This is a genomic window from Mesorhizobium sp. P2_D5, assembly GCF_056404355.1.
In genome coordinates, this window is sequence record NZ_JBFUEE010000002.1 from 727,797 (window position 1) to 748,340 (window position 20,544).

Here is a 20,544-nt window from a genome sequence, read left to right on the forward strand (position 1 = left end):
GTCTTTGTTTTTATGCATGTCGTTGCCCCAAGCCGGGGTCGTTTTTGGGCGACATGCATTAAAAATAGGTTCTCGGCTCGACAAGGTTCTTCTGCTGGCGAAGGTAGAAACAATAGAAGCCGAATGCAGCAGCGAGCCACATGAAGGCCTCGCCGATCGCCAGCCGATTGTTCGAATTGCTGAGGACGGTGAGGGCGAAGAAGACCAACGTTGAGATGTAGCAGGACCATACGGCCGGAGCGACAAGCTTGGCCCGCACGGCCAGCACGACCTGCCTGGACGACCAGGCGTAGAGAAAGCCGAAGAACGCCAGCCCGACCACGCCGTAGCGCACGGCTATCTCCAGATAGCCGTTGTGGAAGACGTTGAAGATCATGGGGTGGTAGGTTCTGTTCTGCCATTCGGTGAGCCAGCTGGAACTGGCTCCGAAGATCGGGTGGCGTTTCCAGACCTCGATCGCATCGGCCCACAGCATCAGCCGTTCCCTGGCCGCTAAGGGAACCGTATTGCTGGCGATGGCGCGGTCGAAGGCCGGGAGGACGCCATGGCTCAAAGCATCCGAAACCAGGTTCTTGACGAAGATCATGGTGTCGCCGGCGGTGGACCAGAAGATGTTGTGCATGGCGACAACGCTGGCTGCAACGATTGCCAGCACGCCGCCTCCGATCATCAGCTCGCGGCGATGACCTCTCGCCAGCGTCATGATCGCCAGCAGGAGCAGGACGAGCGCGAGCGCAAGCCAGACGCCCTTCGACCGCAGCGCAACGATGTTGGCGAAGGCAAACAGCAGAACGGCGGTCGACAGCGCCCAGTGCAGGATCCTGGATACCTTGTTCAGGTCCGTTCTTTGGGCCGTGTATGCCATGAATTGCAGCGTGCAAAGGAAGATGAAACCAGCCGCCACCGACGCGTGAATGGGATTGTTGAAGAGCCAAGGCTCCGGTCTGGTTCCGTGAAGGATGTCCGAATAGCCGGTGTCCGCCGCCAGGAAGACAAGACTGAGGACCATGAACCAGAGGACGAGCTGCCCAGGCCGCCTGACAAACAGCAAGAGGGCGAAGCCGGTCGTCGCATAAAACAGCGGAAACAGGTAGATGCCTTCGGCGGCACCCAGCTGGTGGGTGCCGAAATAGACGATCGCCAGTCGGATGAAGACATAGAGCGACCAACCCAGGCAGAGACCGCCGACCCATCCGATCAGTGGCTTGCTGTAGGTCCATAGGTCCTGCCTGAACCAGCGGATGGCTGCGACCGCGGCGAGCGCTATCCCCGCGAAGCGGTAAGTGTCAGCCTCGCGCCAGACCGCGGAGGCCATGGCGAGAATGGCGAATGCCGCAAGGACTAGAAGCACTGTGTAGCGCGGCGCGTCGGCCCTGGCATAATCCGGAATTTCGCGCGGCAAGGGCGGCCGCAGCAGGACGTGATGCAGGCGGCTCAACTCGTCCTTGGCCCGGAACGCCCCGGCGTCCAGCCGGCTCGGCCAGGCAAGCCGCGCGAATTTGTAGCTGCCCGAGGGGCCGGCTATGCCGGAAATCTTGCTGCTGGCGGCGAAGCCGAGCACGTTTTTGCGGACCGAATAGACTTTCAGGCCGGTATCCCAAAATCGTTCGAGTGCGACGTCCCACGGCATTTTCATCACCGCGAGCGCCGACAACAGCCCTTGCGCGCCCTCCCGCGTCACCAGATAGGCCGCGGCCGAGCCCTGCGGGCCATGCAGCGCGCGACCGATCTCGTCGCCTTCCGTCGTCTCGACGGCGCGCATGAAGAAGCTCATGCGATGGTTGTTTAGCTTGATGACGTCGAAATCCGGCACCGCGGCGATGATGGCCTGGATGCGCCGCATGGTGTTTTCGCTGAAGAGGACGTCGTCCTCGACAATCAGGCCATAGGCGCTGCCACCGGCCAGGAACGTTTCCAGCGCCTGGATGTGGCTGCGGTAACAGGCATATTCGCCGGGCAGAATGTCGCGCCCGCTCAACTTGCGCGCGGTTGGAAGATCGATCTCCGTCCAGTCCGCCTTGGCAAGCGCGCGGCCGTCGATAGCCGCAATGCGCTGCAAGGTCAGGCCGGACGCTTCGGCGCTGGCGAGCAATTCGCTCCAGCGACCGGTCTCGCGATCGAGGTTGATGGCGAAGATGGGAAGGTTCATTGAAGTTCCATTTTGACCGCCACCCGTCTTGGTGGAATCTTCGATGACCTTGTATGGAAAAGAGAGAGATGTTCAAGGCTATACTGTTGAGGCTATGTGCATGCTTCGGACGGCCAGCTTGAAGAGATCGTCCGAGTTCGCGTGAGCCATCACATGGCCGCCACGCACCATGGTCGCTGAAAGGCAGTGCCGAGTGGCGGACAATGCACAAGCCCTCTGTGCATGACCATGAAACAGGTGATTGCGGCCAACGTACGATCAAAAAGCCGAAGAACACGATCGGACGCCAAATCGGAATCTCTCGGCGCTGGGCGTTTCCTGCGGTTGGCTTGTCCGCAACGATTGACCCTAGCGCAACAAGGCCGGCGCGTCCGCTTGCGGGGGGTGCGGGACGGACGCGCCGACGTCACCAACAACGCCGAGCCATCTTTCTGACTCGTACGACCGCGGTCGGTACGCCGGCAGTCATGCCGTTGCCTCGCCGAGATGGTCTTAGGTTGTAGGTCCGGTCCGGAGGGTGGGACCGCTGTGAAAATGTAACATGGGCGCGAGTGATTTGACTGTTCCACACTGAACAGTCCTCAACGGCCCCTGTCCCTGAGGTGAGGATTGTCGTGCAGGACGACGTTCAGGAGGGAGTTGTGAACCTCCAAATCTCCATTGTAGTGGATGAACCCGAGCTTGCGGAACTTGTTCATGAACGTGCTGACGCGCGACCTGGTGGTGCCAACCATCTCCGCGAGCGTCTCCTGGCTTATCTTCGGTATGACAGGCTGAGGGCTCCCCTCCCTGCCAAAGTTTGCCATCAGAAGGAGCAGCCTCGCCAGACGCTTCTCGCTCGAATTGAAAAGCTGGTCTACCAGGTCCTCTTCGACGCGGGCGTTCCTCGCCAGCAAATAGGACATGAACATCTCTGAGAACTTCGGCTCTTCCCGCAGCACCCGCGTGATTGATGCTTTATCAAGCCGCATAATGACGCTGTCCATCATCGCGGAAACTGTAGCCAACCGCAGCGGCTGGCCGGACAAGCAGCCTTCGCCGAAGAAATCCCCGCTCTCATGGAGAGCGACGATCGCTTCCTTGCCCTGCTCCGATACGATGCAGACTTTGACCTTGCCCTTCTGGATGTAGAAGACGGAATCCGCCGGGTCGCCCTGCGAATAGACAGTCTCATTCTTGCGATACGTCGCCACAGTCCTCCCGCCGTCGACCGTATTGAGGAAGACGTTGACGTTGAATGGGCGCTTGTTGGTCCTGGCCACGACGGGTCTCAACTTAGGTAAGGGGATATTTTAGCGCAGGTCGCGCGTTAGGAAAATCACCTAGATTGATGACGGCAGCCGGTCCGGCGGCTGTCATGTCACAAGTGTGAACTGGACCACGCATCTTTGCCATTGGCCAATCGCTGCTGCCTATTCGAGATGGGTGATGTTCCAGGATGGACCCGGAAAAGTATGGCTGGGGTTCCTGGAAGCTTTTCGAACTTTCTGGGTCGCGCCTCAGCCCGAGTTGCGGGTGCTTATGGACAAAGTAGGATACTAGATTCGGCTTTTGATAGTGCGGAAGGCATCGACTTCCTGAGTTCTCTGCGGTCTGAACGGCAACTTTGCGCCCAATGGTAGTCGTTCCGACTAGTGGTACAGTTTCCTAAAAGCGGACGCTCAGACAGCAGTCACGTCGCCTTCGCCGCGTCCGCTGGCGTCGTCCTAGCTTGGTGGCCGTTTTAAAGCACCGAGCGGCCGAGACTTAGGGCTCCTTCCACGTCGCCCGGAATATCCTCGACCAACATGGAAATCGCAGCACTGATTTCGATCGCGACCATGGCTTGTTCGGTCACATTGCTGTCGGCGGCATGTTTGACAAGCAGCATGCCATATTCTTCGCTTTCGGCCTTGAGCCTTTCCGCTGCAGCCAATGGGTCAGCCTCCAAAAAGCAGCGATCTACAGCCAGACGCCTGACCAGCCATTCAATTGCGCAAAGCCGATCATGTCCCTCTGGAAATCCTACCATGTTTCACGCCCCCCTGGCTCAGGTCTTTCTTCTGGCTCCAAGGAACTCAAGTGGCGAAATGGCGGCATCTCTGGGACCGAACGTGATGTCTACCCAATCGTCATCCTCTGGATGACTGTCGACGAATTCGATCTTCGTGATTGTTCTGCCTTCACTGACGAATTGGGCAAACATAAGTGGCAAAGCGTTTTGAGCAGGTTCTTGTTGGTCGGTGCCTTCGGGTTGTGGCTGTAGGGATTTGGATCGCCAACCTCTAGGCGCTCATCTATGTATTGCGCCGGGTAGAAGTCCTTTGCGATCAAAAGGTACTCGCCATCCCAATCGCCTAGCAGCGTCTCCGTCCCCCATAGGTGCCTATTCCCCAGGCGGAAGGAAGATATGTTTCTGTAGAGTGGATGCGAGAGTTTGTGCACCCACGGCGGGATGGCGGGTGTCTTGAAAACTACAGGTTCTGCAGCAGTTTTCATCTCCGTGCCTTCCTCCAGCCCGCCGCACGTGCCTCAGCCTCCGAGCAAAACCATTGCTCTCCGAACTCAGGACGGATGACAGTGTCATCGTAAAACATCTGGCCGGGAACATGATAAATCCGCTCGCCGGTGTTGATCGAGATGTTGCCTTTGATGTTACAACTACCCGTGGCGTTGCCGGCGGCTATTGTGAGCCAGCCGGCGGGGACGAAGCCGACAACGGTATCAAGGGTTTGCGGTCGCACCGTGAGAAACACAGCCACGGGAACCGTCACCAGCGGAAGTAGATATTGCCATCGCCACAACCGCGCTCGACGCCTCGTGGCGTTCCTTCGCCAGCGGTCAGCCTGATTGGCACCCTGATGATGACGCTGGACTTTGCCCACGCCCCTATCTCCCCGTCGGGAGAATGCTTCCAATCTGCGACTGAGTCCATACATCTGAGCAATCGCTAATAGGCGCTCGGACCGACCTGTCCGGGCGCAACCCCCCTTGTGTGTCATACGACTTTATTTCGATGGTGATGCGATCTTCCAGCCCTCGGCATGGATGCTATCTGCATCATGCCATCACAAGGCGAAGCAAGGGTGACATTAGAAAGACCTTGCGCAAGGGGCCGGAGTACAAAGCGCTGATCAAATACATTCTTCCTCGGGGGCGAGCTCGACACGAGCGGCATGACGCTCGGCAATCTCGAGGCGCATGGCTTCTTGGTCTATGACGTCGAGAATTTGCGCGAGCACTATGCGCGCACCTGTCGGCTGTGGGCCGAGCGGCTGCAGGCCCGTTTTGACGAGGCGATCGCCGAGGTCAGCGAGCCCAAGGCGCGGCTCTGGCTGCTCTATCTCATCGGCTGTTCGATCACCTTCGAACGTGCCTCGGCGCAAATCTTCCAGACCGTCGCTACAAAGCGCGCGCGGCGCAAGCGGCCTGTCACCAACGCAGGCGGATCTCTATGAACGTTGATGGGGGGCGCCCATCTCGACTACCTGCGTTTTGCGGACAGCTCCGTGGGCACGTCGGAACGGCTGGCTATCGGCCGACCGCCGCTGGCAGAAACCCGTCACTCCGAAGAGCGGCGGGCGTGATCGAGTCGATCACCGAATGATCACAATGAATGATCTTCACGATCTTGCGTGTGCCGGGGTCAACCACCACTGTTTGATTGTCGACCACGACGTATCGGTATTTGACGTTGGGAACTTCATGGAGCTCCACGGTGTCTGGCTGGGCTGTGCCGACATTAAGTTCCATGCCGGGAAGCTTGATGGAAGCTAACGGCTGCTTGTGCACATACTCCTTGATTACGGTCTCCTGTTCAGGCTAACCACATCCTGGGCAGCGGCGGCGCCAATACCAGCCAGCAGCCTTCTCGGCGTCGAAGGCCGCCTTTTCAAAGATGCCCTGTTTCCCGTACCAAATCACCGTGTAGGCCATTGCGAAAACGCTCCCTCGGCAGGCTAGCTGAAATGCTGCGGACCGGGCGGGATAGGTGCTAAGCCGTTGCTGGCCAGGATATGAAACCGGGAAAACCATCCTGTTCACCGTACCGCCACGCCCGGTTGACGCGGCCCGCAGCGGCCCAAGGAACGCCGGCCCTAAACGATTGTTCCCCATCCGCCAGAGGCGCGGGCTTTTCCCGAAAAGTTGGAAGGGGTCGTTTATTTCTTCGGCGTCTGGGGTGGCGATAGCGTGACATAAGGTGTCCTCGGCTCCTTGCCGGGCTCCCGGTAAAACGGGGCCAGCTCGCCGGGTGGTCCGAGCGACTTGATGTAGAGATAGATGGAACGCAAGTCGCTTTCGCTCATGGCTTTGACTTGGTACCAGGGCATCGGAGGCAGATTGACCTTGTTCTTGAGGTGGTCGACCCATTTGTCCTCGTTAAAGCCCATCGCCGAGTCCCTGAGGTTTGCTGCGTAGGTCGTCCCCCATGGACCCTGCCAGCCAATGGAAGAGCCTTTCAATGCTTTCTCCGGGTCGATTTTCCCATCGGCTTCACGGTATCCTTCCGTGTGGCAGAAATGGCAGCCGCCTATGATCGAAATATACAAACCGCGTTCGATGGAAGCCTCGTCTGCCGCCAGTAGGCTGGATGGCACGATGCACAGAGCAACGGCTGCACACAGATCGATTGTTCGCATATTCCGCCGCCCTCCCCATGACTGAAACCCGATAGGTGAATAGCGGCCCGACAGTCTCTCGGGGTGACCTACTAGCTGCCTGGCCTCACCGGCTCTGTCACTGCCGGCTGGCATAATATTAGCAGTTTCTTATAGGACCGCTCGTGCTAATTTTGGAGGCGAACGAACCGCTGCAACCAGGAGAACTTATCTCCACAGGAACGCTGACCGAAGCAATGCCGGTCAGGGCAGGGGACGTATGGAGCGCAAGGTTTGGCGGAATTCCGGTGTCGCCCATAAAGTTGAGGATAGAATAGCTCAGACCGAGCACCCCAGGCTACTTCTCCGTTAGACTTCTTATAACGAAGAGCCGATCAGACACTGTGTCCCCCCTAAGCCAATGTTGCTACGCTTGGGCGGGAGCGCAGCACTCGATAATCGTCCAGCCGCGAGCCGCAAGTGTCTCGACCTCCCCTCGCCGAATGTATCCTTGCGCATCGCCAGAGACAGCAAGTGGGTCGGCGGGTCAGTGCGACATAATGGAGCTTGAGGCGCCAGAGCATGCGGGGGTCTTTGAAGACCTGCCTGCCCCTGCGGTTTTTCGAAGATCCGCCCGATTTCGTGCCTAGCAACCACTGTTGAGCTCGCTCAGGTGGCGGTTGTGGGGAGCACGAAGGCCTGATCACCTGCGCCTGGCGACCCCTAGCGGTCATTCGATCCAAGCAAGATCAATTCTTGCCTCGGGATGGGCACGGCCGCCATGTTTCAACGTCTGACGACAGCCGTACTTCCCCTAACAATCAGCCTGATGGCCAGTTCGCGATGTCTCAGATGCAGTCGCTGCGACGGCGATGCCAAGATATAGTCGGCGGCAATCCGACCCATGTCGCGCGCGGGCACCTCCAGTGTGGTCAGTTCCGGCGAGGTCAGTTCCGCAATCTCCAGATTGTCGAACCCGACAACCGAGACCTCCTCCGGGACTGCGATGCCTTCGGCGCGGCAGTATTTGATGGCGCCGGCGGCCAAGATATCACTGCCGCAGAATACCGCGGTCGGTCTTCTGGCGCCGTCCATCAGCCGCTGCATGCAGGTGCGGCCGTCATCCAGTCTGTAGGCTCCCTCCACGACCGGAACCAAGCCTCGATCGATGCCTGACCGTTCGAGTTCATTCAAGAAACCGTCGCGGCGTCCTGCAGCGCGATCATTGTCCTGGGTGATGCCGGCGATCATCCCGAATTTGGTGTGGCCGAGGTCGAGCAGGTAACGGGCGGCTGTCCGTCCGGCCTTTTCGTTGTCGAACCCCACGGCCGCACCCGCCTCTGTCGCCTTTGACGTGTAAGTGTACACATAGTTGATTCGCTTCTGTTCGAACATGGCCAGAGTGGCTGGCCGATGCGTTGACCCGACAAGAACCACAGATTCGACGCCGCGCTCGACCAGCAGACGTGCCTGCTCGTATTCAAGATCGATGTCGTAGCCCGAGGTGTTGATGATGAGCGAAACGTCTTTTTCGGAGAGCCGCGCCTGAAGTCCATCGACCATCGTGGCATAGATGGCGTGGTCCAATGTGGGGATGATCGCGCCGACCAACCTTGTCCGGGTCGACCGCAGAGCTCTGGCGGAACCATTGGGCACGTAGCCGAGATCGCGCGCCGCCCGGACAACACGGTCCCGCACGACCTCGTTCACGTTGGGGTTGCCATTGAGCACGCGGGAGACGGTAGCCGGCGAACAGTTCGCAAGCCTGGCCACATCAATCAGCTTTGCGCCGCCATCCTCGATATCCATTGAGCCTCGAATCCGACGGTTTTCGAGAAACCGTTTTCCTGATGACACACTTCTTTTCTGAAGGCTACACCATCTTTCTTTGAGAAAGCGTTTCAAATTGGGCTTGACAGCTATAAGAAAAGGCGTGAAAACGATTTCACAAATGCGCAACTTATAGCGCAGAACCAAGGGAAGAGAAATGCTCAGCGGCATCAAAGTCGTCAGCTTCTGCCATTTTCTGCAGGGTCCTGCAGGCGCCCAATATCTCGCCGACATGGGAGCGGATGTCGTCAAGGTCGAACCTATCGATGGCGCCCATGAACGCCGCTGGTCGGGTGCTGACGTTTACGTGGAAGGAGTCAGCGGCTTCTATCTCTGCGCCAACCGCAACAAGCGCTCCATCGGCATTGATCTGAAGAGCACCGAGGGCAAGCAAGTCGCCAGACGTCTGATCGCCGGCGCCGATGTGGTGATGGAGAATTTCCGGCCGGGCGTGTTCGCCAAGCTCGGCTTTGACGATGATGCACTCCGGGACATCAATCCCAATCTGATTTTCGCCTCGGCGAGCGGTTTTGGCGCAACAGGCCCGATGGCGACGAAGCCCGGCCAGGATCTTCTCGCCCAGGCGCGTTCCGGCCTAATGAGCGTCACCGGAACTCCGGAACGTGGCCCCACGCCGGTCGGTGCGGCGATCGTCGACCAACATGGCGGGGCATTGCTGGCGATGGGCATTCTGGGTGCGCTGGTGCGCCGCTTGCGGGATGGCAAGGGGACTCGTGTCGAGGCAAGCCTGATCAACTCGGCGATCGACCTGCAGGGCGAGGCGCTGGTCAATTACTTCGCCGGCGGCATGAGCCGCGAGGTGCTCAACCGCGAGGCGAATCTGGCGACGTGGTTCCATGCCGCGCCCTACGGTGTCTATCCTGCCTCCGATGGCCATGTGGTGGTGTCGCTTTGCGATTCTTCCGTGCTGGCCGAAGCGCTCGACAGCGACGGTCTGCGCGAGGTAGTCGGTGTCGACCGCTACGTCGAACGCGATGACTATGCTCGCCGGCTCGCCAGTGCCACGGCCCGGTTCGCGGTGGCCGAACTCGCCGAGCGCTTTGACCGCCATGGCATCTGGTGGGCGCCCATCAATTACTATGACGATCTGCTGGCCGACGCGCAGCTCAGCCACGCGCAAGTGTTCCGGCAGGTGAACGTGCGTGGCCGAACGATCCACCTGGTCAACCATCCCAACCGCTACGACGGCGAGGTGCCCGCGCTGCGATACCTCGCTTTGGAGATCGGCGAGCACACGCGCGAGATCCTGGATGAGCTTGGCTATGCCGATGACGAGGTTCAGCGGCTGCTGGCGTCGAAGGCCGTGATCGCATCCCGCGAAAAGGACGATGCAGTGGCAAGGAAGGCTTCGTGATGCTGGAACAGGTCTCCCCGGCTGCAATCGGTGTTGCTGTGCCCGAGCACGCAGCCTCCATCAACCGCGGACTTGCCATTGTGACGGGTGGCCGTCGCGGCATCGGCCGAGCCATCTGTTGTGAACTCGCGCAGGCGGGTTTCGATATCGCTGTGGTCGACATAGTCGACGATGAGAATGCCAGCGAGACAGTCAACCTTGCCCGCACGCACGGACGAAATGCCGCCTTTTATCGCAAGGACATATCCGAGACCTCGGACAATGCGGCGTTGATAGAGCGCATTGAAGCCGATCTGGGGGTAACCACGTGCCTGGTCAACAACGCCGGCGTCCAGGTTTCCGTGCGCGGCGATCTTCTCGATGTTACCGAGGAGAGCTTCGACCGGCTGGTCGGCATCAATCTGCGCGGCACGTTCTTCTTCACCCAGGCCGTAGCGCGCGCGATGATTTCCCAGCCGCAAGCCCGGCTCGAACGCTCGGTGGTGACGATCACCTCTGCTAACGCAGGCTTGGTCTCGCCGGAAAAGGGGCCGTACTGCATATCCAAGGCCGGACTGTCGATGGCTTCCCAGCAGTTCGCCATTCGTCTGGCGGACGCAGGCATCCGAGTGCACGAGATTCGCCCAGGCCTGATCCAGACCGATATGACCGCCGATGTCTACGATAAGTATTCGCGGCAGGTCGAGGCCGGACAACTCTCGGCAATCAGGCGGTGGGGGCAGCCCGAAGACATCGCCCGCGGCGTGGCGACGTTGGCCATTGGCGGCATGCCCTTCAGCACCGGGGACATCTACCACATCGGCGGCGGCATGCAGATGCATCGCCTGTGAGCTTTTTTTGAGGGATCGAGAAAACGATTTCTCGAATTGGGAGACGACGTGATGAAGGACGCAGTTCTCGAAATGCGCGGCATCCACAAGCGCTTTCCGGGTGTGTATGCGCTGAACAATGTCAGCTTCGCCGTCAGCAAGGGAAGCGTGCACGGCGTCATCGGTGAAAACGGGGCCGGCAAGTCGACATTGATGCGCGTCCTGTCTGGCGCGTTCTTGGCCAACGAAGGTGAAGTGGCCATCGACGGAGATGTGGTGGCGGCGCCGACGCCTGAGCGGATGCTCGAGCTCGGAATCGCGGTCATCTATCAGGAGCTTGCCCAGGCTCCGCATCTTACGGTGGCTGAAAATATTTTTCTCGGTCGCCTGCCGAAAACCCGTCTGGGCACGATCGACTGGCGCCGGGCGAAAGCCGCAGCTCAGGATGTGCTCGACAGGCTTGGCTTCCGTGTCGATCCGGCAGCGCGCATCGACACGATCAGCGTCGCGCAGCGCCAGATGGTAGAGATAGCCAAGGCTATTGCCCGCGATGCTCGCATCGTGGTGCTCGATGAGCCGTCCGCTGTTCTCGGTGACTCCGAGCTTGAACATCTTTTCAAGACGATCCGGCGGCTGAGCAGTGAGAACGGCGTCTCGTTCATCTACATCACCCATCGCCTGAAGGAGCTCTATGAGATTTGCGACGAGGTCACCGTGCTTCGGGATGGCCAGGTCGTAGCCTCGATGCCGCTTGGCCAGACGACCACGGCCGATCTCATCCGCCATATGGTCGGGCGCGAACTCAAGGACGTATTTCCACCGCGCTCGCAGCCCGGCGACGAGATTCGCTTAGACGTACGCAACCTATCGCGGAACGGCGTGCTAAAGGATATCTCCTTCAATGTCAGGCGCGGCGAGATTGTCGGCATCTGCGGCCTTGCCGGCGCGGGCCGGACTGAGGTGTTGCGCGCCATCGCCGGAGCCGATGCGCTCGACGGCGGCGAAATCAGAATCGACGGCCAATTGGTCGCCATCGACGGGCCGCGTCGGGCACTTGCGCACGGCGTCGGCCTGCTGCCGGAGGATCGCAAGACCGAGGGGCTCTTCCTCGACCAGTCGGTCGCATTCAACGTCACCGTTTCCCAGATGGCGCCGTTGACCCGCGGCGGCCTGATCAGTGGCTGGCGCGAGCACGAGGCTGTCTCCCGGTTCATCCAGCAGATGCGCATCAAGACCCCGGGCTCCAGCACCAAGGTCCGCACGCTGTCGGGCGGCAATCAGCAGAAATGCGGCATCGCCCGTCAACTGCATGCGGGAACGGAAATCCTGCTGGTCGACGAACCAACGCGCGGCGTCGACGTGGCAGCCAAGCGCGAAATCTACGACCTGCTCGCCGAACTGACATCCAAGCGCGGCGCAAGCGTCGTGATGGTCTCGTCGGAATTGCCGGAAATCCTTGGCCTCTGCAATCGCATCATCGTCATGCGCGAGGGCGCCATCTCGGCGGTTCTAGAAGGCGAGGACGCAACCGAGGAAACAATCATGGCCCATGCGGTTTGGCAGTGAGGAACGACATGAGCACGCGCAGCTATCACCAATTTATCGGCGGGCGGTTTGTCGATGGTTCGGGTTCCGGTTCGATCGAGCGCCGGTCGCCGGCCACAGGTGACGTGGTCGCCCGCTATGCCGATGGCACGCCCGAAGATGTCGATCTTGCCGTCGAGGCGGCGCGCATCGCCTTTGAGGAAGGGCCGTGGCCGCGTATGAGCGGCATGGAGCGCGCCGAGGTCCTGAATCGTCTTGCCGATCTGATCCGCACCAACCGCGACCGGCTGGTCAGGATTGAGGTCGAGGAGGTCGGCAAGCCAGTTCGTTTTGCGCGCGGCGATATTGATGGTGCAGCCGGCCTGATACGCTATGCAGCTTCGCTGGCCATGCAGATGGCGGGCCTGACCTACACGAACATCGGCGATGGCAAGACGGCGCTGATCAGCCGCGAGGCAGTGGGCGTCGTGGCGCTGGTCACGCCATGGAATTTCCCGGCGCTGATCCTGGCGCAGAAAGTCCCGTTCGCTCTGGCTGCCGGCTGCACTGTGGTGCTGAAGCCATCGGAGTTCACGTCAGGCTCAGCCTTCGAGATCGCCGCGCTGGCGAGCGAGGCCGGCGTGCCGGCCGGCGCCTTCAATGTCGTCAGCGGTTATGGCGCAACCGCCGGCGACCACCTGACCGGGCATGCGGGCATCGACTTCGTTTCCTTCACCGGTTCGACGCGCACCGGCAGCCGTGTGGTCGGCAACACGTCCCGTCATCTGGTCAAATCCTCGGTCGAACTGGGCGGCAAATCGGCCAATATCGTCTTTGCCGATGCGGATCTGGACGCCGCGGCGGACGGCGCGCTGATGGGCGTGTTCTTCAACAATGGTGAGTGCTGCGTTTCGGGTTCTCGGCTGTTCGTGCAGTCCGCCATCGCCGACGACTTCATCGCCAAGGTGGTCGCGCGCTCCCGCAAGATGAAGGTCGGCGATCCGTTCGACGACGACACGGATGTCGGCGCGCTGATTGATCGCAACCATCTGGCCAAGGTGACCGGCTTCGTCAAAAGCGGGATCGAGGAAGGCGCCCAACTGGTGCTCGGCGGAAACGCAGCGGCAGGGGCGGTCGGTCATTTTCACGAGGCGACCATTTTCGACCGGGTCGAACCGCATATGACCATCTTCCGCGAAGAGATCTTTGGCCCGGTGCTCAGCATCACACGGTTCGATACGGTGGATGACGCGGTGCGGTTGGCCAATGACACTGCCTATGGTCTGTCCAACTACATCTGGTCGAAGAATATCGACACAGTCCTGACCGTCGCCAAGCGGCTGAAAAGCGGCTGGGTGCAGGCCAACACAATCATTGACGGTGCGCCGCAGCTGCCGCTCACCGGGGTGAAGGGATCCGGCTTCGGCTACGAGATGGGCCAGGCGGGCTTTGAAGAGTTCACCCAACTCAAGACGCTTCTCATTCAGACCGGGCCGCGCGCTCCGGTGTTTCCGGTCTGAGGCGGGTGATGACCATTCCGCGCCTCATCGTCACCGATGTCGACCGCACCTTGCTGACGCATGACCATGCGTTGCCGCAGCGTGTGGCAGACGCGCTTCGCGAGGCGCGAGAGGCTGGCATCACGATTGTTCTGGCAACGGCGCGCTCGCCGCTCGGGGTAAAGCCCTATGCGGAGAAGCTTGGGATTGCAGGCCTCGCCATCTGCTTTAACGGTGGCTGGATCGGTAATGTCTCGACCGGCGTTGCGCTGTCCGAGCAGCGGATCGGTCGCACCGATGCGCTGCACACCATGGCCACGGCGCAAGCGGCGGGCGTTCGACCGATGTGGTTCACCGGCCACGCCATTCACGCACTTGCCGAAGACCCGATCATCGCACGCGAAGCCGGCGTGACCGCAGAGCCTTTGATCGTGGCGAAGGCGCTCGAAGACCTACCGGGGGAACCGGGCAAGATCATGTGTGTCGCCGCGCTGCCCACAGACCGTGAAGCCTTTGGAGCTCTGCGCGTGCAGCTTGGCGGGTGCCTGTCGGTATCGGGTTCGCATCCACGTCTGCTCGAGATCGGTCCGCTCGGCATCTCCAAGAAGACTGCCATCGCGACCGTTGCGGCCGAACTCGGAATGGCGGCGCAGGACTGCGCCGCGGCCGGCGACGCCGAGAATGATCTCGAGATGCTGGCCTGGGCCGGAACGGCGGTCACGGTCGAAAACGCGGTCCCGGAAGCCAAGCGGCTCGCGCATTTCGTTGGACCATCCTGCGACGAGGGCGGGCTGGCCGATGCGGTGGCCTGGCTGCTGCAACAGCAATCGACCCTCGCAATGGCGCACGAATCGGGAGGAAGGAATGGCTGAGATGACAACGGGACAGGGATTGGCGTCGATCCGGCCGGGGTCGGTGGGTCGGTTGCGAGGCTGGGCGCAAAGCCTTGGCCTGCTCTGGGTCCTGATCGTGTTGTGCGCCTTCGCGGTGTATCTGTCGCCGAGCTTCATCCAGACCGGCAACATGTTGAATGTCGGCCGCCAGGTCGCGCTGTTTGGCATCGTCAGCGTCGGCATGACCTTCGTCATTCTGACACGCGGCATCGATCTTTCCGTCGGTTCCATCGTCGGTGTCGTCGCGGTTGCCACCGCGCTGATGCTCTCATCTGGCGTTCCAATCCCGCTGGCGATGATTGCGGCGCTGGGGATGGGAGCCCTGTTCGGCGCCATCAACGGAGCTGGCGTCGTTTTCTTTGGCATGCCGCCCTTCATCATGACCCTCGGCACGCTGGTGATGGGGCGCGGCATTGCCATGACCATTGCCAACGGCGAGCCGAAGACGCTTGGCGATGCTTCGGATGCCTTCTCCTATCTGGGCAGCGGTTTTCTCTTCGGCATTCCCGTACCGATCTGGATCTTCGTTGCCATAGCCGCCGCGGCTTTCGTTGTCCTGCGACACACGCCTTTCGGTCGCCAGATCTACGCGGTCGGTTCAAACACCGAGGCGGCGCGGCTTGCCGGCATCAACGTGCCGCGCGTGCTGATGTCGGTCTATGCCATCTCCGGCGTGTTGTCGGCGCTGACCGCCCTGGTTTTCGTCTCGCGGCTGACCGTTGGTGAGCCCACCGCCGGCACCAATCTCGAACTCGAGGCCATCTCGATTGTCGTCATCGGCGGCACCAGCCTGTTTGGCGGCGAAGGCGGCGTCATCGGCACCGTGATCGGCGCCGCAATCATTGCTGTCATGGCTAATATATTGAATTTACTAGGCATATCGCCATTCACGCAGCAGATCGTGAAGGGCGCCATCATCATCGCCGCGGTGATGTTCGAGGTCTACCGTCACAAAAGACGGTCCTGACATCCATGCGCGGCAGCACTTGCCAGACGGGCCGGCCGTCGCGCTTTGGAGCCTGAAACGAAAAACAATGGAGGAGTGAAAAAATGACCAGTCGCAGACATTTCCTACGCACCACAGCACTTGCCGCCACCCTGGTACTGGGCGCCATGATGCCGGGCGCGGTCCTGGCTCAGGACAAGATCAAGATCGGCTTCAGCCAAGGCACCATGAACCATCCTTGGCGCGTCGCCATGGTGGAGGGCAACAAGAAGTACGCCGCTGAGCATTATCCGGATGTCGATCTCATCGTTACCGACGGCAACAACGATGCTTCCAAGCAGGTGGCAGACGTCGAAAGCCTGATAGCACAAGGCATCAAGGTGCTGATGATCTCGCCGCTGACCGAGCAGGCACTGACCCCGGTCGTCAAGGAAGCAATGGATGCCGGGATCAAGGTTGTGACTCTCGACCGCAAGGTCAACACGCCTGTGACTGTTCATGTCGGCGGCGAGAACCTGCCGCTCGGCGTTGGCGCGGGCGAATTCCTTGCCAAGAAACTGAATGGCAAGGGCAACATCATCGAGTTGCAGGGGACGGCTGGGGCATCGGCCACCATCGATCGCAACAAGGGGTTTGCGGAAGCGATCGCAAAGCACCCGGACATGAAGGTGGTCGCATCGCAGAACTGTGACTACACCCGCGACAAGGCGGTGAAGTTCATGGAAGACATGGTGCAGCGGTTTGGTCCAGGCCAGATCCAGGCGGTATACGCGCACAATGACGAAATGGCACTCGGCGCAATCCAGGTGCTGGAGGCCGCCGGCCGGCTCAATGAAGTGGCGGTGGTCGGTATCGACGGCCAGGAGACGGCTTTCGAGGCGGTCAAACAGGGCAAGCTCGCCGCAACCTTCGTTTATCCGTTCGTGGCGCCGGAAGGCATCGAGACCGCTTACAAGGTGGCCAAGGGTGAAGAGGTCCCGGAGACGATCACCTTGCCGACGGTTTCAGTGACCCCGGACAACATCGCCGACATGATCGGCAAGGGCTTCTAAGTCCTCCCTGGGCAACGGGACGCCGCACTGACGCGGCGTCCCGAATTTCAAATAGGATCTGAATGATGAGCGACAAGAAACCGTTTGCTGCCCACGGCGTCATTCCCGCGTGCCTGATGCCGTTCACCACCGATCTGGCTGTCGATGAGAGCGCATACCGCAAGCACCTCGCTGACGTCTCCTCGGTCGAAGGCATTTCCGGCATCACCATCAACGGTCATGCGGCCGAAGTGCACGCGCTCACCATCGACGAGCAATACCGCGCGATCGTGGTAACCAAGGATGTGTTGCAGGATCAGGTTTCGACCATTGTCGGTGTCTATACCAACTCCAGCCTCGAGGCCGCGCGCATCGCCGCTTATGCTGATCGGGCGGGTGCCGACGCGCTGCTGGTTTTCCCGCCGGACTTCATGACGCTCGGTGGGCATCTGCGCCCAGAGATGATCGTCGAGCATCTGAAGCGCATCACCGATGCTTCGAACCTTCCTATCATCCTGTTCCAGTATCCGCTGGCATCGAACCTTGCCTACCCGCTGCAGACATTGCTCGACCTCTGCCGTCGTTTTCCCTCGATCGTCGCGATCAAGGACCAGTGCGGCGATGGCAATTTGCATGAACGCCAGATCCGCGAATTGAAAGCGCTCGACCGTCCGGTCAACACCCTCACCACCCACAGCGCCTGGCTGCTCGGCTCGCTGGCGCTTGGCTGCGACGGGCTCTTGTCGGGCGCCGGCAGCGTCATCGCCAGCCTTCAGGTTGCGCTGTTTCGCGCCGTGCAGGCGAACGATCTCAAGACTGCCAAGGCGATCAATGACCGCATCTATCCGACGGTGCGGGCCTTTTATGACGCGCCGCTTCTCGATATGCACAATCGCATGAAAGAGGCGCTGGTGGTGCTCGGGCGACTGGACGAAGCTCACGTCCGGCCCCCACTGATGAAGCCAAACCCCGCCGAGATCGAGAAGATCCGGGGACTGCTGGCTGCTGCAGGATTGAGCGCGGAGACGCTTTACAGGAAGGTCGCCTGATCGATGATGGACCGCCTCGTTCAGGCAGTGGAACCGGCGCCCGGCATCCGACTGCTGACGCTCAACCGGCCGGACAAGCTGAACGCGTTGTCCAAAGCGCTGCTGGCCGAATTGAGCCACCTGCTCTCTGGCTACGACGCCGACACGGAGGTCGGCTGCGTGGTGCTGACGGGTGCCGGTCGCGCCTTTGCGGCAGGCGCCGACATCTCTGACATGCTGGAACGCGGGGTCGCCTCCTATGCCGACCCGGAACGGCTGGCATGCTGGCGCGCCATTGAGGGCTTCACCAAGCCGATTATCGCCGCCGTGAATGGCTATGCGCTGGGCGGGGGGCTGGAGCTTGCGCTGCTGTGCGACATCGTCATTGCCTCGCAAGCAGCTCAATTCGCGACTCCTGAAATCAAGATCGGCTCGTTTCCCGGCGATGGCGGCACGCAGCGTCTGCCACGCCTCGTCGGCAAATCCTTTGCCATGCAGATGGTCCTGACCGGCGACATGGTCGATGCGAGCCTCGCCGAGCGCAAAGGATTGGTCAGCGAAGTCGTGGAGGCCGACAGGCTCCTGCCACGGGCGCTGGAGATCGCCGCTGCGATCGCCGCCAAGTCGGTTGCCATCACGCCCTATGCCAAGAAGGCCGTTCTGGCAGCATTCGAAACAGAACTGCAAAGCGGGCTCAAGATCGAGCATCGGCTGACTGTCGAGGCATTCGGCAAGGAGGACCGGATTGAAGGGCTGCGAGCCTTTGCCGAGAAACGGGCGCCGGCCTTCAGGGGCAAATAGGATTTAGGAGCAATGTCCGCGGTCGGGTTTCGTCGCGCTGACGGGAAGGCGCCTTCGGGCGAGTGGAGGCAGACTATGTGGGATTACATCATTGTCGGCGCGGGCTCGGCCGGTTGCGTGCTGGCAAACCGCCTGTCCGAGGATCCTGACGTCAAGGTCCTGCTGCTGGAGGCTGGCAGCCGGGATTGGAACCCGATGATCCATATTCCTGGCGGCATCGGCAAGCTGTTTGGGCCGGGCGTCAACTGGCGGTTCCACACGGTGCCGCAGAAGAACCTCGACAACCGCTCCATCTGGTATCCACAAGGCAAGACCCTTGGCGGCTCAAGCTCGATCAACGCGATGATCTACATCCGATGCCAAAAGGAGGACTACGACAATTGGGCAGCACTCGGAAATGACGGTTGGGCTTATGAGGATGTCTTGCCCTATTTCCGTAAATCCGAGGACAACGATCGGCTCGCCAATCGCTATCACGGGCAGGGCGGTCCACTTGCAGTTTCGGATCAGGTCGGCCCGCACCCATTGACCCGGGCCTTTGTCCGCGCCGTGCAACAATATGGCCTGCCGTTCAATCCCGACTTCAACGGCGACACCATGTATGGCGCCGGCTTCTACCAGGTCACCTGTCGCGATGGCCGCCGCCGCTCGTCCGCTGTTTCCTATCTGCATCCCGTCAGCAGGCGGCCCAATCTGACAGTCAGGACCCATGCCCGGGTCACAAGGATCGTTGTCGAGAACGGCCGCGCCGTCGGCGTCGAACTGTCCGAGGGCAAATCGCGGAAAGTGTTGCGGGCCGAAAACGAGGTGATCGTATCGGCAGGAGCCATCAATTCGCCGCGCCTGCTGATGCTGTCCGGTATCGGACCGGCCGACGAGTTGAAAGCTCTCGGGATCGCGACGATCGCCGATCTCAGCGGTGTCGGGCGGAACCTCCAGGATCATCTCTGCACCAACGTCCATCTGACGCTCAAGGACCCGATCAGCTATGACGGCCAGGATCGCTATCCCAAGGCGCTCCTGCACGGCATTCGCTGGCTGCTCTATCGCAATGGCCCTGCCGCCTCGGTGATCGTTGAGGGCGGCGGCTTCTTCCAGAGTGAGGGAGCGAAGCGGCCCGACCTTCAGATTCACATCGCGCCAGCGATGGTGGTGCGCGGCGGCCAGACGCGGCTCGACGGGTATGGTTTTACCATCAACTCGACATTCCTTCGGCCACGTAGCATCGGCTCGGTGAAGCTGCGCTCGTCGAACCCCGCCGGCGAGCCGCTGGTCGACCCCAACTATCTATCCGATCCCTACGATCGCGGCATGGCACTGAAATCAGTACGGATCATCCGGGAGGTGCTGGCGCAAAGTGAAATCGCGAAGTTCGTCAAGGTCGAACGGCTGCCTGGGCCGGCTGCGAAGACCGACGAGGAACTGATGGCCTACATCAGGCAGTATGCCTGCTGCGACTATCACCCTGTTGGCACCTGCAAGATGGGCGTCGACGAAACCGCAGTCGTCGATCCCGAACTGCGTGTGCGCGGACTCGACGGGTTGCGGGTGATCGACTCCTCGATCATGCCAGTCCTGATCAGCGGCAACACGAATGGGCCGACGATGATGATCGGCGAAAAGGGCGCCGATCTGATCAAGGGCGTCCGGTCTGCGCATGCCCGCCACATGATCGCAGCCGTTGCGTAAGTCTTCGGAGACCAGGCCGATGCAATTTCTTGTTTTGTCTCGACGCCGAACGGACCAATTCAGCGACGCTGATTTCGAACAGCTGGTACCCAGCGAGGGGGCACAGGCCCGCCATCTCTATAGCATCGGCTTCACGCGCCAGATCTGGCATCGCGGTGATATGCCCGGTGCGTGCCAGATCGTCGAGGCGAGGGACGAGATCGAGGTTCGCGAGATGCTGGCGACGTTGCCGCTGGCGAGGGCGGGGACGCTTGACTTCGAAATCGTCCCGCTGAAACCCTACGCTGGTTTCAATCTGCCATGAGGCCCACTGTTGTCCCTATGCAGTCGCACCGAGGTCGATTATGGCGCGACGCGTCAGCAACGTCGTTGCGGCTGAGATGGGGTCGCCAG

Annotated in this window: 17 protein-coding genes and 2 pseudogenes; 12 read left to right on the forward strand and 7 right to left on the reverse strand. The window is 60.7% G+C overall.

From position 1 onward, the window contains the following. Window positions 1–58: 58 nt before the first annotated feature. The 4 genes from AC1DYW_RS10200 to AC1DYW_RS10215 form a co-directional block, all read right to left on the reverse strand. Window positions 59–2,149 carry an O-antigen ligase family protein gene (locus tag AC1DYW_RS10200; RefSeq protein ID WP_477226039.1) on the reverse strand — a complete coding sequence of 697 codons (2,091 nt, stop codon included), beginning with the start codon at window positions 2,147–2,149 and terminating at the stop codon, window positions 59–61. Between the two features lie 581 nt (window positions 2,150–2,730). Beyond that, a complete protein-coding gene (locus AC1DYW_RS10205) occupies window positions 2,731–3,411 on the reverse strand; it encodes a Crp/Fnr family transcriptional regulator (protein WP_477226040.1) in 681 nt (226 codons plus the stop codon). A gap of 461 nt (window positions 3,412–3,872) precedes the next feature. Then, window positions 3,873–4,064, reverse strand: a complete 192-nt coding sequence (locus AC1DYW_RS10210; RefSeq protein WP_477226041.1) for a hypothetical protein — start codon at window positions 4,062–4,064, stop codon at window positions 3,873–3,875. Between the two features lie 559 nt (window positions 4,065–4,623). Then, window positions 4,624–5,013 carry a sunset domain-containing protein gene (locus AC1DYW_RS10215; protein WP_477226042.1) on the reverse strand — a complete coding sequence of 130 codons (390 nt, stop codon included), beginning with the start codon at window positions 5,011–5,013 and terminating at the stop codon, window positions 4,624–4,626. A 158-nt stretch (window positions 5,014–5,171) separates the two neighbouring features. Here AC1DYW_RS10215 and AC1DYW_RS10220 point away from each other — a divergent pair. Continuing rightward, window positions 5,172–5,593 (forward strand): annotated as a pseudogene (locus AC1DYW_RS10220) (class I SAM-dependent methyltransferase); the annotation flags it as partial. A 153-nt stretch (window positions 5,594–5,746) separates the two neighbouring features. On the opposite strand, the pseudogene AC1DYW_RS10225 reads toward AC1DYW_RS10220, so the two are convergent. From AC1DYW_RS10225 to AC1DYW_RS10235, 3 genes and pseudogenes are all read right to left on the reverse strand, one after another. Next, window positions 5,747–6,024: pseudogene (locus AC1DYW_RS10225) on the reverse strand (DUF1236 domain-containing protein); the annotation flags it as partial. A 264-nt stretch (window positions 6,025–6,288) separates the two neighbouring features. Further along, a complete protein-coding gene (locus tag AC1DYW_RS10230) occupies window positions 6,289–6,768 on the reverse strand; it encodes a hypothetical protein (protein ID WP_477226043.1) in 480 nt (159 codons plus the stop codon). A 744-nt stretch (window positions 6,769–7,512) separates the two neighbouring features. Then, window positions 7,513–8,727 carry a LacI family DNA-binding transcriptional regulator gene (locus AC1DYW_RS10235; RefSeq protein ID WP_477226044.1) on the reverse strand — a complete coding sequence of 405 codons (1,215 nt, stop codon included), beginning with the start codon at window positions 8,725–8,727 and terminating at the stop codon, window positions 7,513–7,515. On the opposite strand from AC1DYW_RS10235, the gene AC1DYW_RS10240 reads away from it, so the two are divergent. The 11 genes from AC1DYW_RS10240 (at window position 8,714) to AC1DYW_RS10290 (ending at window position 20,455) form a co-directional block, all read left to right on the forward strand. Further along, the gene (locus AC1DYW_RS10240) at window positions 8,714–9,931 is read left to right on the forward strand and encodes a CaiB/BaiF CoA transferase family protein (RefSeq protein ID WP_477226045.1); all 1,218 of its coding nucleotides are present in this window, start codon (window positions 8,714–8,716) and stop codon (window positions 9,929–9,931) included. The two genes, AC1DYW_RS10235 and AC1DYW_RS10240, sit on opposite strands and share 14 nt — an antisense overlap. Next, a complete protein-coding gene (locus AC1DYW_RS10245; protein WP_477226424.1) occupies window positions 9,931–10,761 on the forward strand; it encodes a 3-ketoacyl-ACP reductase in 831 nt (276 codons plus the stop codon). The genes AC1DYW_RS10240 and AC1DYW_RS10245 overlap by 1 nt, the downstream gene beginning before the upstream one ends. Before the next feature lie 51 nt (window positions 10,762–10,812). Then, window positions 10,813–12,306: a sugar ABC transporter ATP-binding protein gene (locus AC1DYW_RS10250; RefSeq protein ID WP_477226046.1), complete on the forward strand. Its 1,494-nt coding sequence runs from the start codon at window positions 10,813–10,815 to the stop codon at window positions 12,304–12,306. Window positions 12,307–12,314: 8 nt separating this feature from the next. Beyond that, window positions 12,315–13,784: an aldehyde dehydrogenase family protein gene (locus AC1DYW_RS10255; RefSeq protein WP_477226047.1), complete on the forward strand. Its 1,470-nt coding sequence runs from the start codon at window positions 12,315–12,317 to the stop codon at window positions 13,782–13,784. 8 nt (window positions 13,785–13,792) lie between these two features. Next, a complete protein-coding gene (locus AC1DYW_RS10260; protein ID WP_477226048.1) occupies window positions 13,793–14,635 on the forward strand; it encodes a Cof-type HAD-IIB family hydrolase in 843 nt (280 codons plus the stop codon). Then, window positions 14,628–15,623: an ABC transporter permease gene (locus tag AC1DYW_RS10265; RefSeq protein ID WP_477226049.1), complete on the forward strand. Its 996-nt coding sequence runs from the start codon at window positions 14,628–14,630 to the stop codon at window positions 15,621–15,623. The genes AC1DYW_RS10260 and AC1DYW_RS10265 overlap by 8 nt, the downstream gene beginning before the upstream one ends. Window positions 15,624–15,706: 83 nt before the next feature. Further along, on the forward strand, window positions 15,707–16,654 hold the full coding sequence (locus tag AC1DYW_RS10270) for a substrate-binding domain-containing protein (protein WP_010909835.1): 948 nt from the start codon (window positions 15,707–15,709) through the stop codon (window positions 16,652–16,654). Window positions 16,655–16,719: 65 nt separating this feature from the next. Next, window positions 16,720–17,682, forward strand: a complete 963-nt coding sequence (locus tag AC1DYW_RS10275) for a dihydrodipicolinate synthase family protein (protein WP_477226050.1) — start codon at window positions 16,720–16,722, stop codon at window positions 17,680–17,682. Window positions 17,683–17,685: 3 nt separating this feature from the next. After that, entirely contained in the window at window positions 17,686–18,462 is a 777-nt protein-coding gene (locus AC1DYW_RS10280) for an enoyl-CoA hydratase-related protein (RefSeq protein ID WP_477226051.1), read from the forward strand. A gap of 75 nt (window positions 18,463–18,537) precedes the next feature. Beyond that, window positions 18,538–20,151, forward strand: a complete 1,614-nt coding sequence (locus tag AC1DYW_RS10285; RefSeq protein WP_477226052.1) for a GMC family oxidoreductase — start codon at window positions 18,538–18,540, stop codon at window positions 20,149–20,151. A 19-nt stretch (window positions 20,152–20,170) separates the two neighbouring features. Next, window positions 20,171–20,455 (forward strand): muconolactone Delta-isomerase family protein, encoded by a 285-nt coding sequence (locus AC1DYW_RS10290; protein WP_477226053.1) that lies wholly within the window; start codon window positions 20,171–20,173, stop codon window positions 20,453–20,455. The last annotated feature ends 89 nt before the right edge of the window (window positions 20,456–20,544 follow it).